At 66.0% G+C, this 26,466-nt stretch carries 23 protein-coding genes; 22 read left to right on the forward strand and 1 reads right to left on the reverse strand.

Going from position 1 to position 26,466, the window contains the following annotated elements; translation table 11 throughout:
* Positions 1-135 precede the first annotated feature (135 nt).
* From ACZ5MJ_RS05455 to ACZ5MJ_RS05510, 12 genes are all read left to right on the forward strand, one after another.
* Positions 136-2,490: a bifunctional salicylyl-CoA 5-hydroxylase/oxidoreductase gene (locus ACZ5MJ_RS05455; RefSeq protein WP_464222809.1), complete on the forward strand. Its 2,355-nt coding sequence runs from the start codon at positions 136-138 to the stop codon at positions 2,488-2,490.
* On the forward strand, positions 2,487-3,290 hold the full coding sequence (locus ACZ5MJ_RS05460) for an SDR family NAD(P)-dependent oxidoreductase (RefSeq protein WP_464222810.1): 804 nt from the start codon (positions 2,487-2,489) through the stop codon (positions 3,288-3,290). The genes ACZ5MJ_RS05455 and ACZ5MJ_RS05460 overlap by 4 nt, the downstream gene beginning before the upstream one ends.
* Positions 3,291-3,325: 35 nt before the next feature.
* On the forward strand, positions 3,326-4,177 hold the full coding sequence (locus tag ACZ5MJ_RS05465; RefSeq protein WP_464222811.1) for an enoyl-CoA hydratase family protein: 852 nt from the start codon (positions 3,326-3,328) through the stop codon (positions 4,175-4,177).
* 6 nt (positions 4,178-4,183) lie between these two features.
* Positions 4,184-5,353 carry an acyl-CoA dehydrogenase family protein gene (locus ACZ5MJ_RS05470; RefSeq protein WP_456808381.1) on the forward strand — a complete coding sequence of 390 codons (1,170 nt, stop codon included), beginning with the start codon at positions 4,184-4,186 and terminating at the stop codon, positions 5,351-5,353.
* A gap of 59 nt (positions 5,354-5,412) precedes the next feature.
* On the forward strand, positions 5,413-7,098 hold the full coding sequence (locus ACZ5MJ_RS05475; RefSeq protein WP_464222812.1) for an AMP-binding protein: 1,686 nt from the start codon (positions 5,413-5,415) through the stop codon (positions 7,096-7,098).
* A complete protein-coding gene (locus tag ACZ5MJ_RS05480; protein WP_464222813.1) occupies positions 7,095-7,520 on the forward strand; it encodes an acyl-CoA thioesterase in 426 nt (141 codons plus the stop codon). The genes ACZ5MJ_RS05475 and ACZ5MJ_RS05480 overlap by 4 nt, the downstream gene beginning before the upstream one ends.
* Before the next feature lie 55 nt (positions 7,521-7,575).
* Positions 7,576-7,986: a RidA family protein gene (locus ACZ5MJ_RS05485; protein WP_078197003.1), complete on the forward strand. Its 411-nt coding sequence runs from the start codon at positions 7,576-7,578 to the stop codon at positions 7,984-7,986.
* Between the two features lie 334 nt (positions 7,987-8,320).
* Positions 8,321-9,457, forward strand: coding sequence for a glutamine-hydrolyzing carbamoyl-phosphate synthase small subunit (gene carA / locus ACZ5MJ_RS05490; protein WP_464222814.1), 1,137 nt, complete (start codon positions 8,321-8,323; stop codon positions 9,455-9,457).
* Positions 9,458-9,493: 36 nt separating this feature from the next.
* Positions 9,494-10,174, forward strand: a complete 681-nt coding sequence (gene leuE, locus ACZ5MJ_RS05495) for a leucine efflux protein LeuE (protein WP_432257540.1) — start codon at positions 9,494-9,496, stop codon at positions 10,172-10,174.
* 89 nt (positions 10,175-10,263) lie between these two features.
* Positions 10,264-13,512 (forward strand): carbamoyl-phosphate synthase large subunit, encoded by a 3,249-nt coding sequence (carB, locus tag ACZ5MJ_RS05500; RefSeq protein WP_464222815.1) that lies wholly within the window; start codon positions 10,264-10,266, stop codon positions 13,510-13,512.
* 246 nt (positions 13,513-13,758) lie between these two features.
* On the forward strand, positions 13,759-14,235 hold the full coding sequence (gene greA, locus ACZ5MJ_RS05505; protein WP_316150524.1) for a transcription elongation factor GreA: 477 nt from the start codon (positions 13,759-13,761) through the stop codon (positions 14,233-14,235).
* Positions 14,236-14,290: 55 nt separating this feature from the next.
* Positions 14,291-14,794, forward strand: coding sequence for a DUF4149 domain-containing protein (locus ACZ5MJ_RS05510; RefSeq protein ID WP_464222816.1), 504 nt, complete (start codon positions 14,291-14,293; stop codon positions 14,792-14,794).
* Between the two features lie 86 nt (positions 14,795-14,880).
* On the opposite strand, the gene ACZ5MJ_RS05515 is transcribed toward ACZ5MJ_RS05510, so the two are convergent.
* Complete coding sequence (locus ACZ5MJ_RS05515) at positions 14,881-15,384, reverse strand: YhbY family RNA-binding protein (protein ID WP_018007828.1); 504 nt, start codon at positions 15,382-15,384, stop codon at positions 14,881-14,883.
* A gap of 297 nt (positions 15,385-15,681) precedes the next feature.
* On the opposite strand from ACZ5MJ_RS05515, the gene ACZ5MJ_RS05520 reads away from it, so the two are divergent.
* From ACZ5MJ_RS05520 to phoB, 10 genes are all read left to right on the forward strand, one after another.
* The gene (locus ACZ5MJ_RS05520; RefSeq protein ID WP_464223663.1) at positions 15,682-16,347 is read left to right on the forward strand and encodes an RlmE family RNA methyltransferase; all 666 of its coding nucleotides are present in this window, start codon (positions 15,682-15,684) and stop codon (positions 16,345-16,347) included.
* A 157-nt stretch (positions 16,348-16,504) separates the two neighbouring features.
* Positions 16,505-18,388 (forward strand): ATP-dependent zinc metalloprotease FtsH, encoded by a 1,884-nt coding sequence (ftsH, locus tag ACZ5MJ_RS05525; protein WP_012353229.1) that lies wholly within the window; start codon positions 16,505-16,507, stop codon positions 18,386-18,388.
* Positions 18,389-18,520: 132 nt separating this feature from the next.
* Entirely contained in the window at positions 18,521-19,387 is an 867-nt protein-coding gene (folP, locus tag ACZ5MJ_RS05530) for a dihydropteroate synthase (RefSeq protein ID WP_464222818.1), read from the forward strand.
* A gap of 78 nt (positions 19,388-19,465) precedes the next feature.
* Entirely contained in the window at positions 19,466-20,809 is a 1,344-nt protein-coding gene (gene glmM / locus ACZ5MJ_RS05535; RefSeq protein WP_464222819.1) for a phosphoglucosamine mutase, read from the forward strand.
* Positions 20,810-21,040: 231 nt separating this feature from the next.
* Positions 21,041-22,072, forward strand: a complete 1,032-nt coding sequence (gene pstS, locus ACZ5MJ_RS05540) for a phosphate ABC transporter substrate-binding protein PstS (RefSeq protein ID WP_464222820.1) — start codon at positions 21,041-21,043, stop codon at positions 22,070-22,072.
* Between the two features lie 115 nt (positions 22,073-22,187).
* Complete coding sequence (gene pstC / locus ACZ5MJ_RS05545; RefSeq protein WP_432257533.1) at positions 22,188-23,156, forward strand: phosphate ABC transporter permease PstC; 969 nt, start codon at positions 22,188-22,190, stop codon at positions 23,154-23,156.
* Positions 23,153-24,055: a phosphate ABC transporter permease PstA gene (gene pstA / locus ACZ5MJ_RS05550; RefSeq protein ID WP_464222821.1), complete on the forward strand. Its 903-nt coding sequence runs from the start codon at positions 23,153-23,155 to the stop codon at positions 24,053-24,055. The genes pstC and pstA overlap by 4 nt, the downstream gene beginning before the upstream one ends.
* 53 nt (positions 24,056-24,108) lie before the next feature.
* Positions 24,109-24,897 carry a phosphate ABC transporter ATP-binding protein PstB gene (pstB, locus tag ACZ5MJ_RS05555; RefSeq protein ID WP_010814309.1) on the forward strand — a complete coding sequence of 263 codons (789 nt, stop codon included), beginning with the start codon at positions 24,109-24,111 and terminating at the stop codon, positions 24,895-24,897.
* A gap of 57 nt (positions 24,898-24,954) precedes the next feature.
* On the forward strand, positions 24,955-25,659 hold the full coding sequence (gene phoU, locus ACZ5MJ_RS05560) for a phosphate signaling complex protein PhoU (RefSeq protein ID WP_464222822.1): 705 nt from the start codon (positions 24,955-24,957) through the stop codon (positions 25,657-25,659).
* Positions 25,660-25,687: 28 nt separating this feature from the next.
* Positions 25,688-26,395 carry a phosphate regulon transcriptional regulator PhoB gene (gene phoB / locus ACZ5MJ_RS05565; RefSeq protein WP_022535813.1) on the forward strand — a complete coding sequence of 236 codons (708 nt, stop codon included), beginning with the start codon at positions 25,688-25,690 and terminating at the stop codon, positions 26,393-26,395.
* Positions 26,396-26,466 lie beyond the last annotated feature (71 nt).

The following is a 26,466-nucleotide window of genomic DNA, read 5'->3' on the forward strand; positions in this document are numbered from 1 at the left end:
AGGGCACACTGCATCGCGTCCTTGCCATCGGTCGTGATGCAGACTAATATTTGAAGCATAAAATATTTAGACATGATGTAGATCACGATGCGGCCCTCGGCAAGGTGCCGCGGCGCAGCCGGCAGGAGGCAAAAAATGCGAGTGCTTTGTATTGGTGGTGGCCCGTCAGGCCTGTATTTCGGCCTGCTGATGAAGCTGCAGGACCCGGCCAACGAGGTCATCGTGGTCGAGCGCAACCGGCCCTACGACACCTTCGGCTGGGGCGTGGTGTTCTCCGACGCCACCATGGACAACCTGAAGGAAGCCGACCCCGTCAGTGCCGCCGAGATCAACGCGGCCTTCAACCACTGGGACGATATCGACATCCATATCGGCGGGCGCACCATCCGCTCCGGCGGCCATGGTTTTATCGGCATCGGCCGCAAGCGGCTGCTCAATATCCTGCAGGCGCGCTGTGAGGCGCTGGGTGTGAAGCTGGTGTTCGAGACCGATGTGTCCGACGACCAGGCGCTGGCGATGCAATACCAGGCCGACCTGGTGATCGCCTCCGACGGCCTGAACAGCCGCATCCGCACCCGCTACGCCGACACGTTCCAGCCGGATATCGATACGCGCCAGTGCCGCTTTGTCTGGCTGGGCACGCGCAAGCTCTTCGACGCCTTCACCTTTGCCTTCGAGAAGACCGAGCACGGCTGGTTCCAGGCGCATGCCTACCGCTTTGACGACACCACCTCGACCTTTATCGTGGAGGCGCCGGAATCGGTCTGGCGCGCCGCGGGCATCGAGCAGATGAGCCAGGAAGAGGGCGTGGCCTATTGCGAGAATCTGTTCGCGCGCTACCTCGACGGCAACAAGCTGATCACCAATGCGGCGCACCTGCGCGGCTCGGCCATCTGGATCCGCTTTCCGCGTGTGATCTGCCGGCAGTGGGTGCACTGGAACACCTTGCCCGACGGCCGCCGCGTGCCGGTGGTGCTGATGGGCGATGCCGCGCACACAGCGCATTTCTCGATCGGCTCGGGCACCAAGCTGGCGCTGGAAGACGCCATCGACCTGGCCGCAGAGATCCGCGGCAAGGGCCATGACGGCCTGCCCGATGCACTGTCGCGCTACGAAGCCACGCGCGGCGTGGAGGTGCTGAAGATCCAGAACGCGGCGCGCAACTCGACCGAATGGTTCGAGAACGTCGAGCGCTATGCCGGCAGCCTGCCGCCGGAACAATTCGCCTACTCGCTGCTGACCCGCTCGCAGCGCATCTCGCATGAGAACCTGCGCGTGCGCGACGCCGACTACGTGGCGCAGTTCGAACACTGGCTGGGGCAGCAGGCCGGCGTGCCGGCAGACAGCCTGCGCCTGCGCGAGCACCAGCCGCTGCCGCCGATGTTCACGCCGTTCCGCATGCGCGGGGTCACGCTGAAGAACCGCGTGGTGGTATCGCCGATGGCGATGTACTCGTGCACCGACGGCGTGCCGGGCGACTTCCACCTGGTCCACCTGGGCTCGCGCGCGCTCGGCGGCGCCGGCATGGTGGTGGCGGAGATGACCTGCGTCTCGCCCGATGCGCGCATCACGCCCGGATGCCCGGGTTTGTGGAATGACGCACAGCGCGATGCCTGGCGGCGCATCGTCGACTTCGTGCATGCCAACAGCGACGCACGCATCGCCATGCAGATCGGGCACTCGGGCCGCAAGGGCTCGACGCAGCTCGGCTGGGAGGCGATGGACCATCCGCTGCCGGAAGGCAACTGGCCGGTGATGTCGGCCTCGCCGCTGCCCTACCTGCCGGGCGAATCGCAGACCCCGCGCGAGATGACACGCGAAGACATGGACCGCGTGCGCGATGACTTCGTCGCCAGCGCGCGCCGCGCTGCCGAGGCCGGCTTCGACTGGCTGGAACTGCACTGCGCGCACGGCTACCTGCTGTCGAGCTTTATCTCGCCGCTGGCCAATACGCGTGAGGACGAGTACGGCGGCTCGCTGGCGGCGCGGCTGCGCTACCCGCTCGAGGTGTTTGCCGCGGTGCGCGCGGTCTGGCCGCAAGACAAGCCGATGTCGGTCCGTATCTCGGCCCACGACTGGGTGGAAGGCGGCATCACGCCCGACGACGCGGTCGAAATCGCGCGCGCCTTCAAGGGCGCCGGCGCCGACATGATCGACTGCTCGTCCGGGCAGGTCAGCCCCGACCAGGCGCCGGTCTACGGCCGCATGTACCAGACCCCGTTTGCCGACCGCATCCGCAACGAGGCCGGCATCGCCACCATCGCGGTGGGCGCGATCTTCGAGGCCGACCATGTCGACTCGATCGTCGCCGCAGGCCGCGCCGACCTGTGCGCGATCGCGCGGCCGCACCTGGCCAACCCGGCCTGGACGCTGCAGGAAGCGGCGCGCATCGGCTACCGCGATATCGCCTGGCCCAAGCAGTACCAGGCCGGCAAGCGGCAACTCGAAACCAACCTGGAACGCGCCGCGGCGCAGGAGAAGCAGGGATGACGCGCAGCACGGGTTCATTGTCAGGACGCCACGCGCTGGTCACCGGCGGCGGGCGCGGCATCGGCGCGGCGATCGCGCGCCGGCTGCTGGCCGATGGCGCCAGCGTGACGCTGCTGGGGCGCGATGCCGGCGCGTTGCAGGCGACCGTGCAGACACTGCGTGAGGTTGCCCCCGCAGGCGCCGCCGTCTCCTTTGTCACGGCCGATATCGCCGATGCCGACAGCGTGGCGCATGCCTTTGCCGCCGCCGCCGAGCAGGCCGGGCCGGTGTCGATGCTGGTCAACAATGCCGGCCAGGCGCACAGCGCACCGTTCCTGAAGACCGATGCCGCGCTGTGGCAGCGCATGCTGGACGTGAACCTGACCGGCACCTTCCTGTGCACGCAGGCGGCGCTGCCGGCAATGCTCGACGCGGGCTGGGGCCGCATCGTCAATGTGGCCAGCACGGCGGGGCTGATCGGCTATGGCTACGTCAGCGCGTACTGCGCGGCCAAGCACGGCGTGATCGGCCTGACGCGCGCGCTGGCGCTGGAAACCGCGGCCAGGGGCGTGACCGTCAACGCGGTCTGCCCGGGCTATACCGAAACCGACATCGTGCGCGACGCGGTCGCCAATATCGTCGGCAAGACCGGCCGCACCGAGGAACAGGCGCGCGCCGAACTGGCCGCGCGCAACCCGCAACGCCGGCTGGTGCAGCCCGAGGAAGTGGCCGACGCGGTGGCCTGGCTGTGCCAGCCGTCCGCTGCTGCGATCACCGGCCAGGCGATTCCCGTCGCCGGCGGCGAAGTGATGGCGGGCTGAACCAGACCGACTGCAACAGACAACGAGAGAAACCCATGACAGACATCGCACTCGACATGCGCCACCACAAGCGCAGCTTTGCCGGCTATGTGCCGAAGCACTTCCTGTGGTCGGTGTCCGGCGACGGCAAGGTCGGCACCGTGACGCTGAACCGTCCTGAGCGCAAGAACCCGCTGACTTTCGATTCCTATGCCGAGCTGCGCGACCTGTTCCGCGGCCTGTGCTACGCCAGCGACATCAAGGCGGTGGTGGTGACCGGCGCGGGCGGCAACTACTGCTCGGGCGGCGACGTGCACGAGATCATCGGCCCGCTGACGCGCATGACCATGCCGGAGCTGCTCGATTTCACGCGCATGACCGGGGACCTGGTCAAGGCGATGCGCGCCTGCCCGCAGCCGGTGGTCAGCGCGGTCGACGGCATCTGCGCCGGTGCCGGCGCGATGATGGCGCTGGCCTCCGACATGCGCCTGGGCACGGCGCAGGCCAGGACCGCGTTCCTGTTCACGCGCGTCGGCCTGGCCGGCGCCGACATGGGCGCGTGCACGCTGCTGCCGCGCGTGATCGGGCAGGGCCGCGCCAGCGAACTGCTCTACACCGGCCGCGCGATGAGCGCGGAAGAGGGCCTGCAGTGGGGCTTCTTCAACGCGCTGCACCCGTCCGAAGCGGTGCTGGCGCAGGCGCAGGCGCTGGCCGCGCAACTGGCCGCCGGCCCGACCTTTGCCCACGGTGTGACCAAGAAGCTGCTGCACCAGGAATGGAACATGGGGCTGGACGAGGCCATCGAAGCCGAGGCTGAAGCCCAGGCCATCTGCATGCAGACGCGCGACTTCCGCCGCGCTTACGAGGCCTTCGTCGCCAAGACGAAGCCGGTATTCGAAGGGGACTGAGCCGCCATGTCCGACAAGACCTATCTGGACCTGCCGCTGTTCGACGACGCGCACCGCACGCTCGAGCGCGAACTCGACGCCTGGTGCGCGCAGCACCTGCATGTCGACCACAGCGATACCGATGCCGCCTGCCGCGCACTGGTGCGGCAACTGGGCGAGGCCGGCTGGCTGCGCTACTGCGTGCCGGCCGCGCACGGCGGTGCGCTGCCCGCGCTGGATTCGCGCTCGCTGTGCCTGCTGCGCGAGACGCTGGCGCGCCACGACGGCCTGGCCGACTTCGCCTTTGCCATGCAGGGGCTGGGCTCGGGGGCGATCTCGCTGGCCGGCAGCGACGCGCTGCGCGCGCACTACCTGCCGCGCGTGGCCCGCGGCGAGGCGATTGCAGCGTTTGCGCTGTCGGAGCCGGAGGCCGGCTCCGATGTCGCCGCGATGCAGTGCAGCGCACGGCTGTCGGATGACGGCAGCCACTATGTGATCGATGGCGCCAAGACCTGGATTTCCAACGGCGGCATCGCCGACTTCTACTGCGTGTTCGTGCGCACCGGCGAGGCGCCGGGCGCGCGCGGCATCTCCGCCTTCGTGGTGGACGCGGATACGCCGGGCCTGACCATCGCCGAACGCATCGACGTGATGGCACCGCATCCGCTGGCCACGCTGCGTTTCGACAACTGCCGCGTGCCGGTGGGCAACCGGCTGGGCGAGGCGGGGCAGGGCTTCAAGGTGGCGATGATGACGCTCGACATCTTCCGTGCGTCGGTTGCGGCGGCTGCGCTGGGCTTCGGCCGCGCCGCGCTGGACGACGCGCTGGCACGCGCCTGCGCGCGCCCGATGTTCGGCGGCGTGCTGGCCGACCTGCAGCTCACGCAGGCCGCCATCGGCGACATGGCCACCGCCATCGACGCCGCGGCGCTGCTGACCTACCGCGCGGCCTGGCTGCGCGATGTCAAGGGCCAGCGCACCACGCGCGAGGCGGCCATGGCCAAGATGGTGGCGACCGAGAACGCGCAGCAGGTGATCGACCGCGCGGTGCAGATGTTCGGCGGCCTTGGCGTCAAGGTCGGCACGCGGGTGGAGAGCCTGTACCGCGAGATCCGCTCGCTGCGCATCTATGAAGGCGCCACCGAAGTGCAGAAGCTGATCATTGCGCGCGAGACGCTGGCCGGGCGCAAGGCCTGACGCGCCCGCGAGCTGCCCACGAACTGCCGTACCGATACAGAGCAGACAGGAGACAAGTCATGGCGACCACAGCCCACCTGGATACCTTCGCGCGCGACCGCCTGCCGCCGCCCGACACGTGGCCGGTGTTCCGCTTCAATACCGACACCGACTACCCGGAGCGGATGAACGCCGCGGTGGAGCTGGTCGACCGCCACGTGCGCGAGGGCCGCGGCGAGCGCATCGCCATCCGCCATCGCCGCGAAGGGAAGATCGAGACGGTCACCTATGCGCAGCTGGCGGCGCTGGTGAACCGCATCGCCCATGTGCTGGTCGAGGACATGAAGCTGGTGCCGGGCAACCGCGTGCTGCTGCGCGGACCCAACAACCTGATGATGGCGGCCAGCTGGCTGGCTACCGTCAAGTCCGGGCTGATCGCGGTGCCGACCATGCCGCTGCTGCGCGCCAAGGAACTGAAGCAGATCATCGACAAGGCCCACGTCAGCGCCGCGCTGTGCGATGCGCGGCTGCGTGAGGAACTCGATGCCAACCAGCAGGCGGGCGGCGAGTTCCATTGCCCGAGCCTGGCACGCGCGCTGTACTTCAACGGTGAAGGCGAGGGTTCGCTCGAGGCGGCGATGGCGGGCAAGCCGCAGACCTTCGACGCCTGCGACACCGCCAGCGACGATGTCTGCCTGATCGCCTTCACCAGCGGCACCACCGGCCAGCCCAAGGGCACCATGCACTTCCACCGCGACGTGCTGGCCATGTGCGACCTGTTCCCGCGCCAGGTGCTGCGCCCGCAGCCGGACGATGTGTTCTGCGGCACGCCGCCGATCGCTTTTACCTTCGGGCTGGGCGGCATGCTGTGTTTCCCGCTGCGCATCGGCGCCAGCGCCGTGCTGGCCGAGAAGCTGACGCCAGAGACATTGCTCGAACTGATCCAGGATTTCCGCGCCACCATCGTCTTTACCGCGCCGACCTTCTACCGGCAGATGGCCGCGCTGGCACCGCGCTATGACCTGTCCAGCCTGCAGAAGAGCGTGTCGGCCGGCGAGGCCCTGCCGGATGCCACGCGCCAGAGCTGGAAGGCAGCCACCGGTATCGAGATGACCGATGGCATCGGCGGCACGGAGATGATGCATATCTTTATCTCCAGCGCCGGCGCCGACGTGAAGCCCGGCGCGATCGGGCGCGTGGTGCCCGGCTATGTGGCGCAGATCGTCGACGAGAACATGCAGCCCTTGCCGCCGGGCCAGGTCGGCAAGCTGGCGGTGCAGGGCCCGACCGGCTGCCGCTACCTGGACGATCCGCGCCAGGCCAACTATGTGAAAGCGGGCTGGAACCTGCCGGGCGATACCTTCGTGGCCGACGAGGACGGCTACTACTTCTACCAGTCGCGCTCGGACGACATGATCATCTCGGCCGGCTACAACATTGCCGGGCCGGAGGTGGAAAGCGCGCTGATGCAGCACCAGGCCGTTGCCGAATGCGGCGTGGTCGGCGCCCCCGACGATGAGCGCGGGCAGGTGGTCACCGCCTATGTGGTGCTGCGCGAGGGCACGGCCGCGGACGACGCCACGCGCACCGCGCTGCAGGACTACGTCAAGCGCCAGATCGCGCCCTACAAGTATCCGCGCCGCATCGTGTTCGTGCCGGCGCTGCCGCGCACCGAAACCGGCAAGCTGCAGCGCTTCCGGCTGCGGCAGATGGCGGAGCAGGGCAACGGCAACGGTCGCGACAACAACGACGGGGGGAAGCCATGAGTCCCGTGTTCCGCAGCACCGTGCTGGTGCGCTTCAAGCACTGCGACGCCGCCGGCATTGTGTTCTACCCGCGCTATTTCGAGATGCTCAACGACCTGATCGAAGACTGGTTCAGCGAGGCGTTGGGCTGGCCGTTCGATGCCATGCATGGAGAGGGCCGCGCCGGCGTGCCCACCGCCGAACTGGAGTGCCGCTTCCTGGCGCCCAGCCGGCTGGGCGAGGTGCTGACGCGTGAACTGCGTGTGCTGAAGCTCGGGCAATCCAGCTTCACCCTGGCGATTCGCTTTGCCGGACCGCACGACGATACCCGCATGGAAGTGACGCAGCGGCTGGTCTGTGTCGATACCGGCGCAATCGCGCCACAGCCGCTGCCCGATGCCGTGCGCGAGGCCATGGCGGCTTATCTGGTCGCCGAGGCCTGAACCCCGGTTTCCATCCCCATCTACTGACAGATACAGATATCAACAGGAACACACCATGAAGATCCTGCAGCCGCCCGACTGGGCCCCCCCGCGTGGCTACGCCAACGGCACCATGACCGAAATGCAGGTCGGCAGCCGCCTGCTCTTTGTCGGCGGCCAGATCGGCTGGACCGGCAAATGTGAATTCGAAACTGACGACTTCGGCCTGCAGGTGGCGCAGGCGCTGCGCAATGTGGTCGCGGTGCTGGCGGCCGGCGACGCGCGGCCGGAGCATATCGTGCGCATGACCTGGTATGTGAAGGACAAGGCGGAATATGTCGGTGCCTACAGGGCGATCGGCGAACATTACCGAGCCATCATCGGCCGCCACTTCCCGGCGATGACGGCGGTCGAGGTCGCGGACCTGGTGGAGCCGCGCGCCAAGGTGGAAATCGAGGTCACGGCGGTCGTGCCGCCGCAGGCGTAATGCAGCTGGCGCAGGGCAGGGAGGGGGCCGCCGGCGTGGCGGTGCGGCCGCCTGCCGCGCGCAAGTCCTTGAAAACTTGAGAAATTGGGTGGCGCGGGATATAATTCGAAAGTTTCGCTTTCAGAACCCTTCACCCTAGCGCCTACCGCTTTCCACCTTCCGCCGCCCCCATCCGCGCCGCCTTTGCTGTCCGCACTTGATGTGACGCAAAGAGCATGTCGCGACCGGATCCGACCGCATCGGCGCAATGCCGCTGCCGCCGTCACGGATCCGGCCTGGGAGGCACGAGGCGTCGATTGGTCGGTCACGGGGTGAGTCCAGCAGGAGCCTACCCGTGTTACCGTCTTTTCCGTCCGCCATTCTCGCGCTAGCAGACGGCACGGTCTTTCGTGGCTATTCCATTGGCGCTTCCGGCCATACCATCGGTGAAGTGGTGTTCAACACCGCCATCACCGGTTACCAGGAAATCCTCACCGACCCGAGTTACTCGCGGCAGATCGTCACGCTGACGTATCCGCATATCGGTAACTACGGGGTCAACCCTGAGGATGTCGAAGCCACGAAAGTCCATGCCGCCGGCCTGATCATCAAGGATCTGCCGATCCTGGCCTCCAACTTCCGCAAGGAACACACCCTTGGCCACTACCTGAAGCAGGAAAAGGTGGTGGCCATCGCCGGCATCGATACGCGCAAGCTGACGCGTATCCTGCGCGAGAAGGGCGCCCAGAACGGCTGCATCCTGGCCGGCGAGGACAATGTCCAGAAGGCCATCGACCTGGCCCGCTCGTTCCCCGGCCTGGCCGGCATGGACCTGGCCAAGGTGGTCTCGGTCAAGGAACCGTACCAGTGGACCCAGTCCGAATGGAAGCTGGGCGAAGGCTACGGCAAGCAGGACCAGCCGCAGTTCCACGTGGTCGCCTATGACTACGGCGTCAAGTACAACATCCTGCGCATGCTGGCCGAGCGCGGCTGCAAGGTCACGGTGCTGCCCGCCCAGGCAAGCGCCGCCGACGCGCTGGCGCTGAATCCGGACGGCGTGTTCCTGTCCAACGGCCCCGGCGACCCCGAGCCGTGCGACTACGCCATCGCCGCCACGCGCGAGTTCATCGAGCGCGGCATCCCGACCTTCGGCATCTGCCTGGGTCACCAGATCATGGCCCTGGCCGTTGGCGCCAAGACCCTGAAGATGAAGTTCGGCCACCACGGCGCCAACCACCCGGTCAAGGACCTGGACGACGGCCGCGTGGTGATCACGTCGCAGAACCACGGCTTCGCGGTCGACGCCGACACGCTGCCGTCGAACGTGCGCGTCACGCACAAGTCGCTGTTCGACGGTTCGCTGCAGGGTTTCGCGCTGACCGACAAGCCGGCGTTCTGCTTCCAGGGCCACCCGGAAGCATCGCCCGGCCCGAACGACGTGGCCTACCTGTTCGACCGCTTTATCCAGCTGATGACCGACGCGCGCAAGTAAGCGCAGCCGGGAACAGCGCAGACACAGGGACATCCCATGAACGCCTTCATGCATACCGCTTTCGGCATCACCGATTTCTGGACCTACGTGCTGGGCACGATCTTCATCGTGCTGCTGCCGGGGCCGAACTCGATGTATGTGCTGTCGGTGGCGGCGCAGCGCGGCGTGCGCGCCGGCTACAAGGGCGCGTGCGGGGTGTTCCTGGGCGACTTCGTGCTGATGGTGCTGTCGGCGGCGGGCGTGGCGTCGCTGCTCAAGGCCAGCCCGGCGCTGTTCTACGTGGTGAAGTACATCGGCGCGGCCTACCTGGCGTGGATTGGATTCAACATGCTGCGCGGCGCGCTGCGCAACTGGGCGGCGCGCGGCGAAGCCGCGCCTGCCACGGCGAGCGCGCCCGCACCCGCACCCGACCAGTCCAACCCGTTCCGCAAGGCGCTGCTGATCAGCCTGCTGAACCCGAAGGCCATCCTGTTCTTCATCTCGTTCTTCATCCAGTTCGTCGACCCGGCCTTTGCGTACCCGGTGCTGTCGTTCGGTGTGCTGGGGCTGGTGTGCCAGATCTGCAGCTTTGCCTACCTGACCACGATCATTTTCGTGGGCGCGAAGCTGGCCGAAGCGTTCCGGCGCCGCCGCCGGCTGTCGGCCGGCATGTCCAGCGGGGTAGGCGCGATGTTCATCGGCTTCGGCGCCAAGCTGGCGACGGCCACGATGAACTGAGCCAGACGATATTTTTGAATCCGGAAGGATTCCCTGATTACCGGCGCGGTCCGCAGGCAAGGCGGACCGGCCCATAAAGAGAGCGTGCAATGCCAAAACGCACAGACATCAAGAGCATCCTGATCATCGGCGCGGGCCCCATCATCATCGGCCAGGCGTGCGAGTTCGACTACTCCGGCGCCCAGGCCTGCAAGGCGCTGCGCGAGGAAGGCTTCAAGGTCATCCTGGTCAACTCCAACCCGGCGACCATCATGACCGATCCCAACACGGCCGATGTGACCTACATCGAGCCGATCACCTGGGAAGTGGTCGAGCGCATCATCGAGAAGGAGCGTCCTGATGCGATCCTGCCGACCATGGGCGGCCAGACCGCGCTGAACTGCGCGCTGGACCTGCATCGCCATGGCGTGCTGGACAAGTACAAGGTGGAACTGATCGGCGCCTCGCCCGAAGCCATCGACAAGGCCGAGGACCGCCAGAAGTTCAAGGACGCCATGACCAAGATCGGTCTGGGTTCGGCCAAGTCGGGCATCGCCCACTCGATGGACGAAGCCATGGCCGTGCAGTCGCGCATTGCCCAGGAAACCGGCAGCGGCGGCTACCCGATCGTGATCCGCCCGTCGTTCACGCTGGGCGGCAGCGGCGGCGGCATTGCCTACAACCGCGAAGAATTCGAAGAGATCTGCAAGCGCGGCCTGGACCTGTCGCCGACGCGCGAGCTGCTGATCGAAGAATCGCTGCTGGGCTGGAAAGAGTACGAGATGGAAGTGGTCCGCGACAAGAAGGACAACTGCATCATCATCTGCTCGATCGAGAACCTGGACCCGATGGGCATCCACACCGGCGACTCGATCACCGTGGCCCCGGCCCAGACCCTGACCGACAAGGAATACCAGATCCTGCGCAACGCCTCGCTGGCCGTGCTGCGCGAGATCGGCGTCGATACCGGCGGCTCCAACGTGCAGTTCTCGATCAACCCGAAGGACGGTCGCATGATCGTCATCGAGATGAACCCGCGCGTGTCGCGTTCGTCGGCGCTGGCGTCCAAGGCCACCGGCTTCCCGATCGCCAAGGTCGCGGCCAAGCTGGCCGTGGGCTACACGCTGGACGAACTCAAGAACGAAATCACCGGCGGCGCGACCCCGGCCTCGTTCGAGCCCTCGATCGACTACGTGGTCACCAAGGTGCCGCGCTTCGCCTTCGAGAAATTCCCGCAGGCCGACAGCCACCTGACCACCCAGATGAAGTCGGTGGGCGAGGTGATGGCCATGGGCCGCACCTTCCAGGAATCGTTCCAGAAGGCCCTGCGCGGCCTGGAAGTGGGCGTCGACGGCCTGGACGAAAAGTCATCGGACCGCGATGAGGTGGTCGAGGAAATCGGCGAAGCCGGCCCCGACCGCATCTGGTACGTGGGCGACGCGTTCCGCCTGGGCATGTCGCTGGAAGAGGTCCATGCCGAGACCGACATCGACCCCTGGTTCCTGGCCCAGATCGAAGACATCGTCAAGACTGAAGGCCTGGTCAAGTCGCGCACGCTGGACAGCCTGTCGACCGCCGAGCTGCGCTACCTGAAGCAGAAGGGCTTCTCGGACCGCCGCCTGGCCAAACTGCTGAAGACCGATGCCAAGGCGGTGCGCGAGGCGCGCATCGCCCAGAACGTGCGCCCGGTCTACAAGCGCGTGGACACCTGCGCGGCCGAGTTCGCCACCAACACCGCCTACATGTACTCGACCTACGAGGCCGAGCATGGCGAGTGCGAGGCGCAGCCGACCGACAAGAAGAAGATCATGGTGCTGGGCGGCGGCCCGAACCGGATCGGCCAGGGCATCGAGTTCGACTACTGCTGCGTGCACGCCGCGCTGGCGCTGCGCGAAGACGGGTACGAGACCATCATGGTCAACTGCAACCCGGAAACCGTGTCGACCGACTATGACACCTCGGACCGCCTGTACTTCGAGCCGCTGACGCTGGAAGACGTGCTGGAAATCGTCGACAAGGAAAAGCCGGTCGGCGTGATCGTGCAGTACGGCGGCCAGACCCCGCTGAAGCTGGCGCTGGACCTGGAAGCCAACGGCGTGCCCATCATCGGTACCAGCCCCGACATGATCGACGCGGCCGAAGACCGCGAGCGCTTCCAGAAGCTGCTGCAGGAGCTGGGCCTGCGCCAGCCGCCCAACCGCACCGCGCGTGCCGAGGACGAAGCGCTGCGCCTGGCCGAGGAGATCGGCTACCCGCTGGTGGTGCGCCCGTCCTACGTGCTGGGCGGCCGCGCCATGGAAATCGTGCATGAGCCGCGCGACCTCGAGCGCTACATGCGCGAGGCCGTCAAGGTCTCGAACGACTCCCCGGTGCTGCTGGACCGCTTCCTGAACGACGCCATCGAGTGCGACGTCGACGCCCTGTGCGACGGCAAGCGCGTGTTCATCGGCGGCGTGATGGAGCACATCGAACAGGCCGGCGTGCACTCGGGCGACTCCGCCTGCTCGCTGCCGCCGTACTCGCTGTCGGCCGAGACCGTGGCCGAACTGAAGCGCCAGACCGCTGCGATGGCGAAGGCCCTGAACGTGATCGGCCTGATGAACGTGCAGTTCGCGATCCAGCAGAACAACGGTGTCGACACCGTCTACGTGCTGGAAGTGAACCCGCGCGCCTCGCGTACCGTGCCTTACGTGTCCAAGGCCACCGGCATGCAGCTGGCCAAGATCGCCGCGCGCTGCATGGCCGGCCAGTCGCTGGACGAGCAGGGCATCGGCGAAGAGGTCATCCCGCCGTACTACAGCGTCAAGGAAGCGGTGTTCCCGTTCAACAAGTTCCCGGGCGTCGATCCGGTCCTCGGACCTGAAATGCGTTCGACCGGCGAAGTGATGGGCGTGGGCAAGGCCTTCGGCGAGGCGCTGTTCAAGAGCCAGCTGGCCGCGGGTTCGCGCCTGCCCGAGAAGGGCACCGTGCTGATCACCGTGAAGGACAGCGACAAGCCGCGCGCCGTCGGCGTGGCCCGCATGCTGCACGACATGGGCTACCCGATCGTTGCCACCCGCGGCACCGCCTCGGCCATCGAGGCCGCCGGCATCCCGGTCAGGGTGGTCAACAAGGTCAAGGACGGCCGTCCGCATATCGTGGACATGATCAAGAACGGCGAACTGGCGCTGGTGTTCACCACCGTGGACGAGACCCGCACCGCGATTGCCGATTCGCGCTCGATCCGTACCTCGGCGCTGGCGCACCGCATTCCTTACTACACCACCATCGCCGGCGCCCGCGCCGCGGTGGAAGGCCTGAAGCACATGCAGAGCCTGGAGGTCTACGACCTGCAGGGCCTGCACGCTTCGCTGGCCTGATGTCCGCAAGGTAAGGCGACAGCACATCGCAAAAGGCCGGGCGCGCCGCGCCCGGCCACCCCAGGAAGCCCGCCGGAGTTGCTGCCGGCGGGCTTCCTGGCCTAAACTACGTCAAATTCGTCGATCGGTGCGGCGTGCCCGCATTCGATCCTGTCTGAAAGCCGCGGTTGAGCGGAAGTGCCCTGGCGGGGTTTGCCAGGGATGGCTCCAGCTCCGCTGCGGCTCATTTTTTTGTTGAACGAAGACATGAGCACCATTCCGATTACCAAGCGTGGCGCAGAGCTCCTGAAGGAGGAGCTGCAGCGCCTGAAGGCTGTCGAGCGTCCGGCGGTGATCAATGCGATCTCTGAAGCCCGCGCCCAGGGCGACCTGTCTGAAAACGCCGAATACGACGCCGCCAAGGAAAAGCAGGCCTTTATCGAAGGCCGCATCCTGGAAGTGGAGGCCAAGCTGTCGGCGGCGCAGGTCATCGACCCGACCCAGCTGGATACCGACGGCCGTATCGTCTTTGGCGCGACCGTGGACCTGGAAGACCTGGAGTCTGGCAGTCCCGTCAGCTACCAGATCGTGGGCGATGACGAGGCCGACATCGACATCGGCAAGATCTCGGTCAGCTCGCCGATCGCGCGTGCGCTGATCGGCAAGTTCGAAGGCGACGTCGCGACCGTGCTGGCCCCTGGCGGCGAGCGCGAGTACGAAGTCATTACCGTACGCTATATCTGACGCCGGCGCGGCCGGCAGGCGTGGCGCCTGGCCCGGCCACCGGAAAGACCGGCTCGTGTTCTCCAGTTCCTATAACAACCTGCCACCGCTGCCGCACCGCATCTTCCTGTTGCTGACGGTGGTGTGGGCGGGCAGCCTGTGGACCGTCGGCTACATGGTGGCGCCGACGCTGTTTTCGGTGCTGCCCAGCCGCGAGACGGCAGGCATGATCGCCGGGCACCTGTTCCACACCGAAGCCATCGTCGGAGTGACCATCGGCGTGCTGCAGCTGGTGCTGTGCAATGTGATGATCCGGCGCGGCGCCCATCGCTACCGTGGCCTGCGCTGGCTGGTGCTGGGCATGCTGTGCTGCGTGCTGGCGGGTTACTTCGGTACCCAGCCGTTCATGGCCGGCCTGAAGGAAAAGGCGCTGGCGCTGGGCGTCGGCGTTTCGGAATCGCCTTACAAGGGGCAGTTCGGCATGCTGCACGGCGTGTCGAGCGGCTTCTACCTGCTGCAGAGCCTGCTGGCACTGGCGCTGGTGTGGCGCGCTTCGGCGCCGCGTTCGGCCGGAGAGTGAGCCCGGTCGCCGGCGCCGCCACAGGCGTGGCGTGCCGGCATCGGGGGCGCCTGGCGGCGGCCCCTTCATGCTTCAGCTGGCGGCGTTCAGCCCAGTGCCTTCTTCTTCTGGCTGGTCGGGCGGGCGCGCGAGCGCTTCACATTGCCGCCGGCGGTGACGCGCTCGTTGCCAAGCACCGTGACTTCCTTGCGGGTCGGGCGGCGGTTCGGCGCGGCGCTGGGCTTCTTCACCGTCACCGTGCGCGGGGCAGCGCCGCCGCGGCGGGCGGGAGTGTGGCGGCCGAGGTCTTCCGCCTGGTTTTCCTTCAGGCGGGCTTCGCCCGGACGCCAGACCACCAGCAGCTTGCCGATATGCTGGATCGGCGCGGCGCTGAGCTGGTCGCAGATTTCTTCGTAGATGGCGATGCGCGCTTCGCGGTCGTCGCCGAACACGCGGATCTTGATCAGGTCGTGGGCAGCGAGGCTGCGGTCGATCTCGGCCAGCACGGCACGGGTCAGGCCTTCGGCGCCGACCATCACGACCGGGTTCAGGGCATGGGCACGGGAGCGCAGGTCAGAGCGCTGGGCAGGGACTAGTTGTAGAGCGGGCATAGGTTGGCGCTGGTATTAGGCGCTTGAAATAGTGATAGAGCGCTGGGCGCTGGAAAATCGGGCGCTGCAGCCCGCGCCGGTCGTGACACGGCGGGTCGGGCAAAAACAGGCTGCCGACGGCCGCCGGAGGCGGCAAGCCGGTGGCTGATCAAGGCGCGCCGGCGGTCGGGATGCGGATTGGCGCGTATTATCCGTCAATCCGGCACTGTCGGGCAGCAAAATCATCAAAACAGTAGGAAAACCTTCGTGCGCGGCACTGAGCAGCGGCCGGAGGCAGGGAACAGGCTGGTATCTGGCATGGCAAAAAACAAGTTCAACCATTCGTGGCTGCACGACCACATCAACGATCCGTACGTGAAAATGGCGCAGCGCGAGGGCTATCGCGCCCGCGCGGCCTACAAGCTCAAGGAGATCGACGAGCAGGACAAGCTGATCCGTCCGGGCCAGGTAATCGTGGACCTGGGTGCGGCGCCCGGCAGCTGGAGCCAGTACGCCCGCAACAAGCTGGCGGACTCGCCCCGGGCCAAGGACGGCAAGATTGACGGCGCCGTGGTGGCGATTGACCTGCTGCCGATGGAACCTGTCGCCGACGTCACTTTCATTCAGGGCGATTTCCGTGAGGAATCGGTTTTCCGCGAGCTGGAAAGTGTGGTGCTGGACGCGTCCGGGGGCAACAAGATCGATCTTGTTTTGTCCGACATGGCCCCCAACTTGTCCGGTGTGGCCTTCGCCGACGCTGCCCGGATCGAGTACCTGTGCGACCTGGCGCTGGAATTTGCGCAGGCCCACCTTAAGCCCGAGGGGGCATTGCTGGTAAAGTGTTTCCACGGGAGCGGCTATAGCCAGATCGTGGAAAAGTTCAAACGGCACTTCAAAGTGGTCGCGAAGCGCAAGCCCAAGGCGTCGCGTGACAAGTCTTCCGAGACCTTTATCCTTGGGCGCTACCTCAAGGCGGTGGATTGACCGATCTCGATATAAGCCATGGCGGAAGCGGAAATGTAGGGGAAAGTGCCCCCACCCGGTGCTATCGGCATCATAGTTTCTCTGTTTCCCCTCGAGGGCGGGCACTGCATTACAATGCAGCTATCCGTTGGCAAGGCAATTGCAAAGGAGTTCGGCCTTGAATAACAACCTGTTTCAAAAGGCGGCAATCTGGCTCGTGATCGCGCTGGTGTTGTTTACCGTCTTCAAGCAGTTCGACAAGCCCCGTGCGCAGGACAGCGTCACCTATTCGCAGTTCATGGATGACGCCAAGAACGGCAAGGTGTCGCGTGTTGACGTGCAGGGCCGCAACCTGGTGGTCTCGCCCAAGGAAGGCGCCAAGTACACCATCATCTCGCCGGGCGACATCTGGATGGTCGGCGACCTGATGAAGTACGGCGTCCAGGTGACCGGCAAGGCGGACGACGAACCCAACGTGCTGGTCCAGGCCCTGTATTACCTCGGACCGACCCTGCTGATCATCGTGTTCTGGTTCTACATGATGCGCCAGATGCAGGGGGGCGGAAAAGGCGGCGCATTCTCATTCGGCAAGTCGCGTGCGCGCCTGATCGACGAGAACCAGAACGCCGTCACGTTCCAGGACGTGGCCGGCTGCGACGAGTCCAAGGAAGAAGTGGTCGAGCTGGTCGACTTCCTCAAGGACCCGCAGAAATTCCAGAAGCTGGGCGGGCGCATTCCGCGCGGCGTGCTGCTGGTCGGCCCTCCGGGTACCGGCAAGACGCTGCTTGCGCGTGCCATCGCCGGCGAGGCCAAGGTGCCGTTCTTCAGCATCTCGGGCTCTGACTTTGTCGAAATGTTCGTCGGCGTGGGCGCGGCCCGCGTGCGCGACATGTTCGAAAACGCCAAGAAGCAGGCGCCCTGCATCGTCTTCATCGATGAAATCGACGCGGTCGGCCGCCATCGTGGCGCCGGCATGGGCGGCGGCAACGACGAGCGCGAGCAGACCCTGAACCAGATGCTGGTCGAGATGGACGGCTTCGAGGCCAACTCGGGCGTGATCGTGATCGCCGCGACCAACCGTGCCGACGTGCTGGACAAGGCGCTGCTGCGTCCGGGCCGCTTCGACCGCCAGGTCTACGTGGGCCTGCCGGACATCCGCGGCCGCGAGCAGATCCTGAAGGTCCATATGCGCAAGGTGCCGATCGGCAACGACGTCGACGCTTCGGTGATCGCACGTGGTACCCCGGGCTTCTCGGGCGCCGACCTGGCCAACCTGGTCAACGAGGCCGCGCTGTTTGCCGCCCGCCGCAACAAGCGCGTGGTCGACATGCAGGACTTCGAGGACGCCAAGGACAAGATCTACATGGGTCCGGAGCGCAAGTCGACGGTCATGCGCGAGGAAGAGCGCCGGGCCACGGCTTACCACGAGTCGGGCCATGCGGTGGTGGCCAAGCTGCTGCCCAAGGCCGACCCGGTGCACAAGGTCACCATCATGCCGCGTGGCTGGGCGCTGGGCGTGACCTGGCAGCTGCCGGAGCATGACAAGTATTCGAAGTACAAGGACAGCATGCTGGAAGAGGTTGCCATCCTCTTCGGCGGCCGCGCGGCGGAAGAGGTCTTCCTCAACGCCATGAGCACGGGCGCTTCCAACGACTTCGAGCGCGCCACCAAGATCGCCCGCGATATGGTGACCCGCTTCGGCATGAGCGATTCGCTGGGTGCCATGGTGTACGTGGATACCGAGCAGGACGGCATGTTCGGCAAGCTGTCGTCGAAGACCGTGTCGGAAGCCACGCAGCAGAAGGTCGACGCCGAGATCCGCCGCATCATCGACGAGCAATATGCGCTGGCCAAGCGCCTGCTCGAAGAGAACCGCGACAAGGTCGAGGCCATGACTAACGCGCTGATGGAATGGGAAACCATCGATGCCGACCAGGTCAACGACATCATGGCCGGCAAGCCGCCGCGCCCGCCGCGCAGCGCGTCGGGCCCGAACGGTGGCGGCAGCACGCCTTCGGGCGGCTCGCCGGTGGCGCCGACCAACGCGCCCGCGACGGCCTGATCCTGCGATCGTCCCACTGACGACGCTGTCATGATGGCTGAGTAGTATCTGTCCCTGAAGCCGGTGCCTGGTGCACCGGCTTTTCCTTTTGCGCGGCACCTTCGTGCCCGGATTGATTCAAGCATTCCTACCTTGCAGCAGACTTCTCAGACCCGGTATTTCCAGTGCGGCCGTTTCCGCTTTGCCCTGGGCCAGCGCCCGCTGGTGATGGGCATTCTCAACGTCACGCCTGATTCCTTTTCCGATGGCGGCCAGCACGCCAGCCGCGACACCGCGCTGCGCCATGCCGAACAGATGATCGCCGAGGGCGTGGACATCATCGACATCGGCGGCGAATCGAGCCGGCCCGGTTCGGCGGCGCTGCCGCTGGAAGATGAACTGGCGCGCGTGATCCCGGTGGTGGAAGCGCTGCGCGACTGCGGCAAGCCGCTGTCGATCGATACCTACAAGCCCGAGGTCATGCGCGCCGCGCTTGCGGCCGGCGCCGATCTCATCAACGATATCTGGGGGTTTCGCATGCCGGGCGCGGTCGAGGCCGTGGCGGCGGGGCAGGCGGGCCTGTGCGTGATGCATATGCAGCGCGACCCGCAGACCATGCAGGAGGATCCGCACTACGACGACGTGGTCGCCGAGGTGGCGCGGTTCCTGGCCGAACGCATCGATGTGCTGCGCGCTGCCGGCATCGACGCCGCGCGCATATCCCTCGATCCGGGGTTTGGCTTCGGCAAGACGCCGGATCATAATCTGCGCCTGCTCGGACAATTGCCGCGGCTGGCGCTGGCGGGCCTTCCGGTGCTGGCGGGTATCTCGCGCAAATCGACGCTCGGCGCGATCCTCGGTGGCCGGCCGCCGCAGCAGCGCGTAGCCGCCAGCATTGCCGCGGCGGTCTGCGCGGTGGAGCGCGGTGCGTTCATTGTCCGTGTGCACGATGTGGAGCAGACCGTGGACGCCGTGAAGACCTGGTGGGCCGTGCGCAACGAATCCGTCGGCGCGGGCTGAACCTGGAAGCCAGCCAGCACAGCCGGGCGGCACGACGATTACAGAACATAGAACACAGAACAGAGAAGGAAACAGCGAATGACGCGCAAGTATTTCGGGACAGATGGCGTGCGGGGCAAGGTCGGCGAGGCACCGATCACACCGGATTTCGTGATGCGGCTGGGTCATGCCGCCGGCAAGGTGCTGGCCTACGGCGCGAAGACCGGGCAGGGCAAGCCGACCGTGCTGATCGGCAAGGACACGCGCATTTCCGGCTATATGCTGGAAGCCGCACTGGAAGCCGGTTTTACCTCGGCGGGCGTGCATGTGCTGCTGACCGGCCCGCTGCCGACGCCGGGCATCGCTTATCTGACGCGGGCGCTGCGGCTGTCCGCTGGCGTGGTGATCTCGGCCAGCCACAATCCCTACTACGACAACGGCATCAAGTTCTTCTCGGCCAACGGCGACAAGCTGCCCGACGCGGTCGAGGCCGCGATCGAGGCTGCCATCGACGAGCCGATGGTGTGCGCGCCGTCCGACGACCTGGGCCGCGCCCGCCGCATCGACGATGCCGCCGGCCGCTATATCGAATTCTGCAAGAGCACCTTCCCGTATGAACAGGACCTGCATGGCCTGAAGCTGGTGGTCGACTGCGCCCACGGCGCGGCCTATCACATCGCGCCGCCGGTGTTCCATGAACTGGGCGCCGACGTGGTGGCGATCGGCAACCAGCCGGACGGCCGCAATATCAACGCCGGCTATGGCGCGACTGCGCCGGAGAAGCTGATCGAGGCGGTCAGGGCCAATGGCGCCGACCTGGGCCTGGCCTTCGACGGCGATGCCGACCGCCTGCAGGTGGTGGATGCGGATGGCCGCCTCTACAACGGCGACGAGCTGCTGTATCTGATCGTGCGTGACCGCCAGGCCGCCGGCCAGGCGGTGCCGGGCGCCGTCGGCACGCTGATGACCAATATGGCGGTGGAACTGGCGCTCAAGCGCCAGGGCGTGGAATTCGTGCGCGCCAAGGTGGGCGACCGCTATGTGCTGGAAGAGCTGAACAAGCGCAACTGGACGCTGGGCGGGGAGGGCTCTGGCCACCTGCTGTGCCTGGACCGCCACAGCACTGGCGACGGCATCGTGTCGGCGCTGCAGGTGCTGGGCGCGCTGCGCCGCAGCGGCAAGACGCTGGCGCAGCTGCTCGACGGCGTGAAGCTGTTCCCGCAGACGCTGATCAATGTGCGCGTGCAGAAGGGCTTCGACTGGCAGACCCATGCCGGCCTGCAGGCGGCACGCGCGGCGGTGGAGCCGGAACTGGAAGGCCGCGGCCGGGTGCTGATCCGTGCCTCCGGCACCGAGCCGGTGGTGCGTGTGATGGTCGAGGCCGAACAGGCCGAAATGGCCGAGCGCGCGGCCAGGACGCTGGCGGACGCGCTGGGCGCCTGATACGGCCCATCCTTGCCAGGAACGCCGGGTTCGTCCCGGCGTTTTTTTGTCCGTTAACGCAATTAACCGCCGTCATATTTCGGTGGCATGACAGGCGCATGGCGACGACGAACCCTTGCTGGAGGCGGGTTTCAAGAAGATTTAAAGATGTCACGGAATTGTCATACAGGGAGCATAGAGTTCGTCTTGTCAAAAATTTGTCATTCCCAACCAATGTTCTCTGGAGGACATATGAAGCTGGTCAAGACTGCCGTGGCAGGCATCGTTTCGATGGTGGTGGCGGGTACTGCGTTCGCGGCGGAAATTACTGGTGCAGGCGCTTCTTTCCCGGCGCCCGTGTATTCCAAGTGGGCCGACGCATACCAAAAAGCAACGGGTAACAAGGTCAACTATCAATCCATCGGCTCGTCGGGCGGGATCAAGCAGATCGGCGCCAAGACGGTCGATTTCGGTGCCTCGGACGCGCCGCTGAAGGACGAAGACCTGAACAAGCAGGGCCTGGTCCAGTTCCCGACCGTGATCGGCGGCGTGGTGCCGGTGATCAACCTGCAGGGCGTGAAGCCGGGCGAGCTGACCATCACGGGTGAAGTGCTGGCCAACATCTACCTGGGCAAGATCAAGAAGTGGGATGATCCCGCGATCAAGGCGCTGAACCCGCACGCCAAGCTGCCGAACCAGGACATCCTGCCGGTGCGCCGTGCCGACGGTTCGGGCACGACCTTCATCTTCACCAACTACCTGTCCAAGGTCAGCCCGGACTGGAAGAACTCGGTGGGCGAGGGCACCACGGTCAACTGGCCGGGCGGCGGCACCGGCGGCAAGGGCAATGAAGGCGTGGCCGCCTTCGTGCAGCGCCTGAACGGCGCCATCGGCTACGTTGAGTACGCCTATGCCAAGCAGAACAAGATGACCCACCTGAACATGAAGAATGCTTCGGGTGCCGTCGTGCAGCCGGGCGATGACGCCTTCAAGGCCGCCGCCGCCGGTGCGGACTGGAGCAAGACCTACTACCAGATCCTGACCAACCAGCCGGGCAAGACCGCATGGCCGATCGCCGGCGCCACCTTCATCCTGGTCCACAAGCACCAGGAAAAGCCCGCGCAGGGCGCCGAAGTGCTGAAGTTCTTCGACTGGGCCTACAAGAGCGGCGCCAACATGGCCTCCGACCTGGACTATGTGCCGCTGCCGGAAAGCGTCGTGAACCAGATCCGTTCGACCTGGAAGACCAGCGTCAAGGACGCCTCGGGCAAGGCGCTGTACTGATCTGACGGTATCGCCGGCCCCGCTGCGTGCGGGGCCGGTGTCCGGGCAGCCCGAAACTGGCCCGGACACCGGGCTTCCGCCCAGGCGGGAGCGGCGACCCCCCTGAATTCCCGACATGGCGACTACCCCCTCCGAGTTCCGCAACGTGCAGCCCCCCAGCAGGCTTGGCGACATCCTGTTCGGCGGCCTGACGCGTGGCGCCGCCATCGTGACGCTGCTGCTGCTGGGCGGCATCATCGTTTCGCTGGCGATCAGCGCCTGGCCTTCCATCCAGACTTTCGGCGCGCGCTTCCTGTGGACTGCGGAATGGGATCCTCCCGCTGATGTCTACGGTGCGCTGGTGCCCATCTACGGCACCATCGTGACCTCGCTGATCGCGCTGATCATCGCGGTGCCGGTCAGCTTCGGCATCGCGCTGTTCCTGACCGAGCTGTCGCCGGCCTGGCTGCGCCGCCCGCTGGGCACCGCCATCGAACTGCTGGCCGCGGTGCCGTCGATTGTCTACGGCATGTGGGGCCTGCTCGTGTTCGCGCCGATCTTCGGCGAGTATTTCCAGAAGCCCCTGGCCGCCACGGTGGGCCAGCTGCCGGTGATCGGCAAGCTGTTCCAGGGCGCGCCGCTGGGTATCGGCCTGCTGTGCGCGGGCGTGATCCTGGCGATCATGATCATCCCGTATATCGCTTCGGTGATGCGCGACGTGTTCGAAGTTACCCCGGTGCTGCTCAAGGAATCCGCCTACGGCGTGGGCTGCACCACCTGGGAAGTGATGTGGAACGTGGTGCTGCCCTACACCCGCGCCGGCGTGATCGGCGGCGTGATGCTGGGCCTGGGCCGCGCGCTGGGCGAGACCATGGCCGTCACCTTCGTGATCGGCAACACCAACCTGCTGGACAGCGCCTCGCTGTTCTCGCCGGGCAACAGCATCACCTCGGCGCTCGCCAACGAATTTGCCGAAGCCGGCGCCGGCCTGCACACCGCCGCGCTGATGGAGCTGGGCCTGATCCTGTTCTTCATTACCTTCGTCGTCCTGGCGCTGTCCAAGTTGCTGCTGCTGCGACTGGCAAAGAATGAGGGAACCAAATGAGCCACGTGAGTCACGCCGTGTCTACTGCATCGATCCCGGCGGTCCGCCCTGATGCGGATGCCATCCGCACCAGACTGCAGGCGCGCCGCCGCCGCACCAACCTGTATGCGCTGACCGCCTCGCTGGTGGCGATGGGCTTCGGCCTGTTCTGGCTGGCGTGGATCCTGTGGACCACCGTCACGCTGGGCGTGGGCGGCCTGTCGCTGGACCTGTTCACGCAGATGACGCCGGCGCCCAATACCGCCGGCGGCGGCCTGGCCAACGCCATCTTCGGCAGCTTCGTGATGGTTGGCATGGCCACGCTGTGCGGCACGCCGCTGGGCATCCTGGCAGGCATTTACCTAGCCGAATATGGCAAGAGCTCGGCGCTGGCCAGCTTTATCCGCTTTATCAACGACATCCTGCTGTCGGCGCCGTCGATCGTGATCGGCCTCTTTGTCTATGCGCTGGTGGTGACCCGCATGGGCCACTTCTCTGGCTGGGCCGGGATCTGCGCGCTGGCACTGCTGCAGGTGCCGATCGTGGTGCGCACCACTGAGAACATGCTGAACCTGGTGCCCAACGCGCTGCGCGAGGCCGCCTTCGCACTCGGCACGCCCAAGTGGAAGATGGTGCTGTCGATCACGGTGAAGTCATCCTACGCGGGGATTGTGACCGGCGTATTGCTGGCCGTGGCCCGTATCGCCGGCGAGACCGCGCCGCTGCTGTTCACCGCGCTGTCCAACCAGTTCTGGACCAGCGACCTGAACAAGCCGATGGCCAATCTGCCGGTGACGATCTTCCGCTTTGCCATGAGCCCGTTCACCGAATGGCAGCAGCTGGCCTGGGCGGGTGTGTTCCTGATTACGATCGGCGTGCTGGCCCTGAATATCCTGGCGCGCATCCTGTTCAAGAAATAACCGGCGCGGCCGCTGATCCGCCCCGCCCAAAAGACTGCAAGCGAGAGAACGCAATGACCTCCACCGTCATCGACATTCCCGATTCGGTACGCGCCAAGATCGATGTGCGCAACCTGAACTTCTACTACGGCCAGTTCCATGCGCTGAAAGACATCAACATGTCGATCCCGGACCGCAAGGTCACGGCCTTCATCGGGCCGTCGGGCTGCGGCAAGTCGACGTTGCTGCGCACCTTCAACAAGATGTACGCGCTCTATCCCGAGCAGCGCGCCGAGGGTGAGATCAACATGGACGGCGACAACCTGCTGACCGCGCGCCAGGACATCGCCCTGCTGCGCGCCAAGGTCGGCATGGTGTTCCAGAAGCCGACGCCGTTCCCGATGTCGATCTACGACAACATTGCCTTCGGCGTGCGCCTGTTCGAGAAGCTGTCGCGCTCGGAGATGGACGATCGCGTGGAGTGGGCGCTGACCAAGGCTGCGCTGTGGAACGAGGCCAAGGACAAGCTGCACCAGTCCGGCTACGGCCTGTCCGGCGGTCAGCAGCAGCGCCTGTGCATCGCGCGCGGCATCGCCATCCGCCCCGAAGTGCTGCTGCTGGACGAACCGTGCTCGGCGCTGGACCCGATCTCCACCGGCCGCATCGAGGAGCTGATCGCGGAACTGAAGGACGAGTACACCGTGGTCATCGTCACGCACAACATGCAGCAGGCCGCGCGCTGCTCGGACTACACCGCCTATATGTACCTGGGCGAGCTGATCGAGTTTGGCGAGACCGAAAAAATCTTCATCAAGCCGCACCGCAAGGAAACGGAAGACTACATTACCGGCCGCTTTGGCTGATTCGGGCTGATTGTTCCCGCAGGGCGTAGCATATCCATAGGCGGCCAGGAGAATTCCATGACTGACAAGCACCTGTCGACCCAGTTCGACGCAGACCTTAACGCGATCAACACCAAGCTGCTGCAGATGGGCGGGCTGGTCGAGTCGCAGATCGAGCTCGCCATGCGTGCGCTGGCTGACTTCGACGGCGAGACCGCCGACCAGGTCATCGCCCGCGAGGTGCAGCTCAACGCGCTGGAAGTCGAGATCGATGCCGACTGCGGCAACATCATTGCCCGGCGCCAGCCGACCGCGCGCGACCTGCGCCTGGTGATGGCCATCTCCAAGACCATCACCAACCTGGAACGTGCCGGCGACGAGGCCGAGAAGATCGCCAAGCGCACCAAGCACATCATGGAAGACGCGTCGGCGCACAGCATCAACTACGCCGAGGTCAAGCTCTCGGGCGAGATGGCGATCTCGCTGCTGCGCCAGGCGCTGGACGCCTTTGCCCGCCTGGATACCGTGGCGGCGGCCCGCATCGTCAAGGACGACAAGGCCATCGACGAGGAATTCCGCGGCTTCGTGCGCAAGCTGATCACATACATGATGGAAGACCCGCGCACCATCTCGGTCGCGCTGGATTTCCTGTTTATCGCCAAGGCCGTGGAGCGCATTGGCGATCACGCCAAGAACATCGCCGAATTCATCATTTACATAGTCAAGGGGACGGACGTCCGCCATGTCTCGCGCGAGGACATGGAGCGCGAAGCGCTGAGCTGAACTCAGCCGCCCACGGAGAACAATACACATGCCAAGCAGTATTCTCGTTGTCGAAGACGAACCGGCGATCGCCGAGCTGATCGCCGTGAACCTGCAGCACGCGGGGCACTATCCGATCCGGGCCTACAACGCCGAGCAGGCGCTGTCGCTGATGAGCGACGTGCTGCCCGACCTGGTGCTGCTGGACTGGATGCTCCCGGGCAAGTCGGGCGCGAACTTCGCCAAGGAGTTGCGGGCCAACGACCGCACCCGCCAGATCCCCATCATCATGCTGACCGCGCGCGGCGAAGAGCAGGACAAGGTGATGGGGCTGGAAGCCGGCGCTGACGACTACGTCACCAAGCCGTTCTCGCCCAAGGAACTGCTGGCGCGGATCAAGGCCGTCTTGCGCCGCCGTGCGCCGCAGCTGACCGACGACGTGGTGGCCATCAACGGCCTGCGGCTGGACCCGGCCACGCATCGTGTCACCGGCCAGGACGACAGCGGCCCGATCAAGCTGGACCTGGGCCCCACCGAGTTCCGCCTGCTACACTTCCTGATGACGCATCCGGAGCGCGTGCACAGCCGGTCGCAATTGCTCGACCAGGTCTGGGGCGATCATGTCTTTGTCGAGGAGCGTACCGTCGACGTCCATATCAAGCGCCTGCGCGCCGCGCTGACCCCCGGCGGCTACAGCAATATGATCGAAACCGTACGCGGCAGCGGCTACCGGCTGGCGCGCACGCCCGGCGCCTGAGGCGCCGGCCAGGCCCACGCTGCTGGCAGGGCGCGGCGAAATCGTGGCACACTCCGTCGCAATCCTGCAGC

It is taken from the genome of Cupriavidus sp. LA-1, assembly GCF_055385985.1.

Bases quoted from the DNA above. Each gene is read 5' to 3' on its own strand.
- ACZ5MJ_RS05515 (WP_018007828.1), bottom strand. From the start codon at position 15,384: ATGCCCGCTCTACAACTAGTCCCTGCCCAGCGCTCTGACCTGCGCTCC.
- carB (WP_464222815.1), top strand. From the start codon at position 10,264: ATGCCAAAACGCACAGACATCAAGAGCATCCTGATCATCGGCGCGGGC.
- glmM (WP_464222819.1), top strand. From the start codon at position 19,466: ATGACGCGCAAGTATTTCGGGACAGATGGCGTGCGGGGCAAGGTCGGC.
- pstB (WP_010814309.1), top strand. From the start codon at position 24,109: ATGACCTCCACCGTCATCGACATTCCCGATTCGGTACGCGCCAAGATC.
- ACZ5MJ_RS05520 (WP_464223663.1), top strand. From the start codon at position 15,682: ATGGCAAAAAACAAGTTCAACCATTCGTGGCTGCACGACCACATCAAC.
- greA (WP_316150524.1), top strand. From the start codon at position 13,759: ATGAGCACCATTCCGATTACCAAGCGTGGCGCAGAGCTCCTGAAGGAG.
- phoB (WP_022535813.1), top strand. From the start codon at position 25,688: ATGCCAAGCAGTATTCTCGTTGTCGAAGACGAACCGGCGATCGCCGAG.
- ACZ5MJ_RS05475 (WP_464222812.1), top strand. From the start codon at position 5,413: ATGGCGACCACAGCCCACCTGGATACCTTCGCGCGCGACCGCCTGCCG.
- ACZ5MJ_RS05455 (WP_464222809.1), top strand. From the start codon at position 136: ATGCGAGTGCTTTGTATTGGTGGTGGCCCGTCAGGCCTGTATTTCGGC.
- ACZ5MJ_RS05465 (WP_464222811.1), top strand. From the start codon at position 3,326: ATGACAGACATCGCACTCGACATGCGCCACCACAAGCGCAGCTTTGCC.
- pstS (WP_464222820.1), top strand. From the start codon at position 21,041: ATGAAGCTGGTCAAGACTGCCGTGGCAGGCATCGTTTCGATGGTGGTG.
- ACZ5MJ_RS05485 (WP_078197003.1), top strand. From the start codon at position 7,576: ATGAAGATCCTGCAGCCGCCCGACTGGGCCCCCCCGCGTGGCTACGCC.
- ACZ5MJ_RS05460 (WP_464222810.1), top strand. From the start codon at position 2,487: ATGACGCGCAGCACGGGTTCATTGTCAGGACGCCACGCGCTGGTCACC.
- ACZ5MJ_RS05480 (WP_464222813.1), top strand. From the start codon at position 7,095: ATGAGTCCCGTGTTCCGCAGCACCGTGCTGGTGCGCTTCAAGCACTGC.
- phoU (WP_464222822.1), top strand. From the start codon at position 24,955: ATGACTGACAAGCACCTGTCGACCCAGTTCGACGCAGACCTTAACGCG.
- pstC (WP_432257533.1), top strand. From the start codon at position 22,188: ATGGCGACTACCCCCTCCGAGTTCCGCAACGTGCAGCCCCCCAGCAGG.
- leuE (WP_432257540.1), top strand. From the start codon at position 9,494: ATGAACGCCTTCATGCATACCGCTTTCGGCATCACCGATTTCTGGACC.
- pstA (WP_464222821.1), top strand. From the start codon at position 23,153: ATGAGCCACGTGAGTCACGCCGTGTCTACTGCATCGATCCCGGCGGTC.
- ACZ5MJ_RS05470 (WP_456808381.1), top strand. From the start codon at position 4,184: ATGTCCGACAAGACCTATCTGGACCTGCCGCTGTTCGACGACGCGCAC.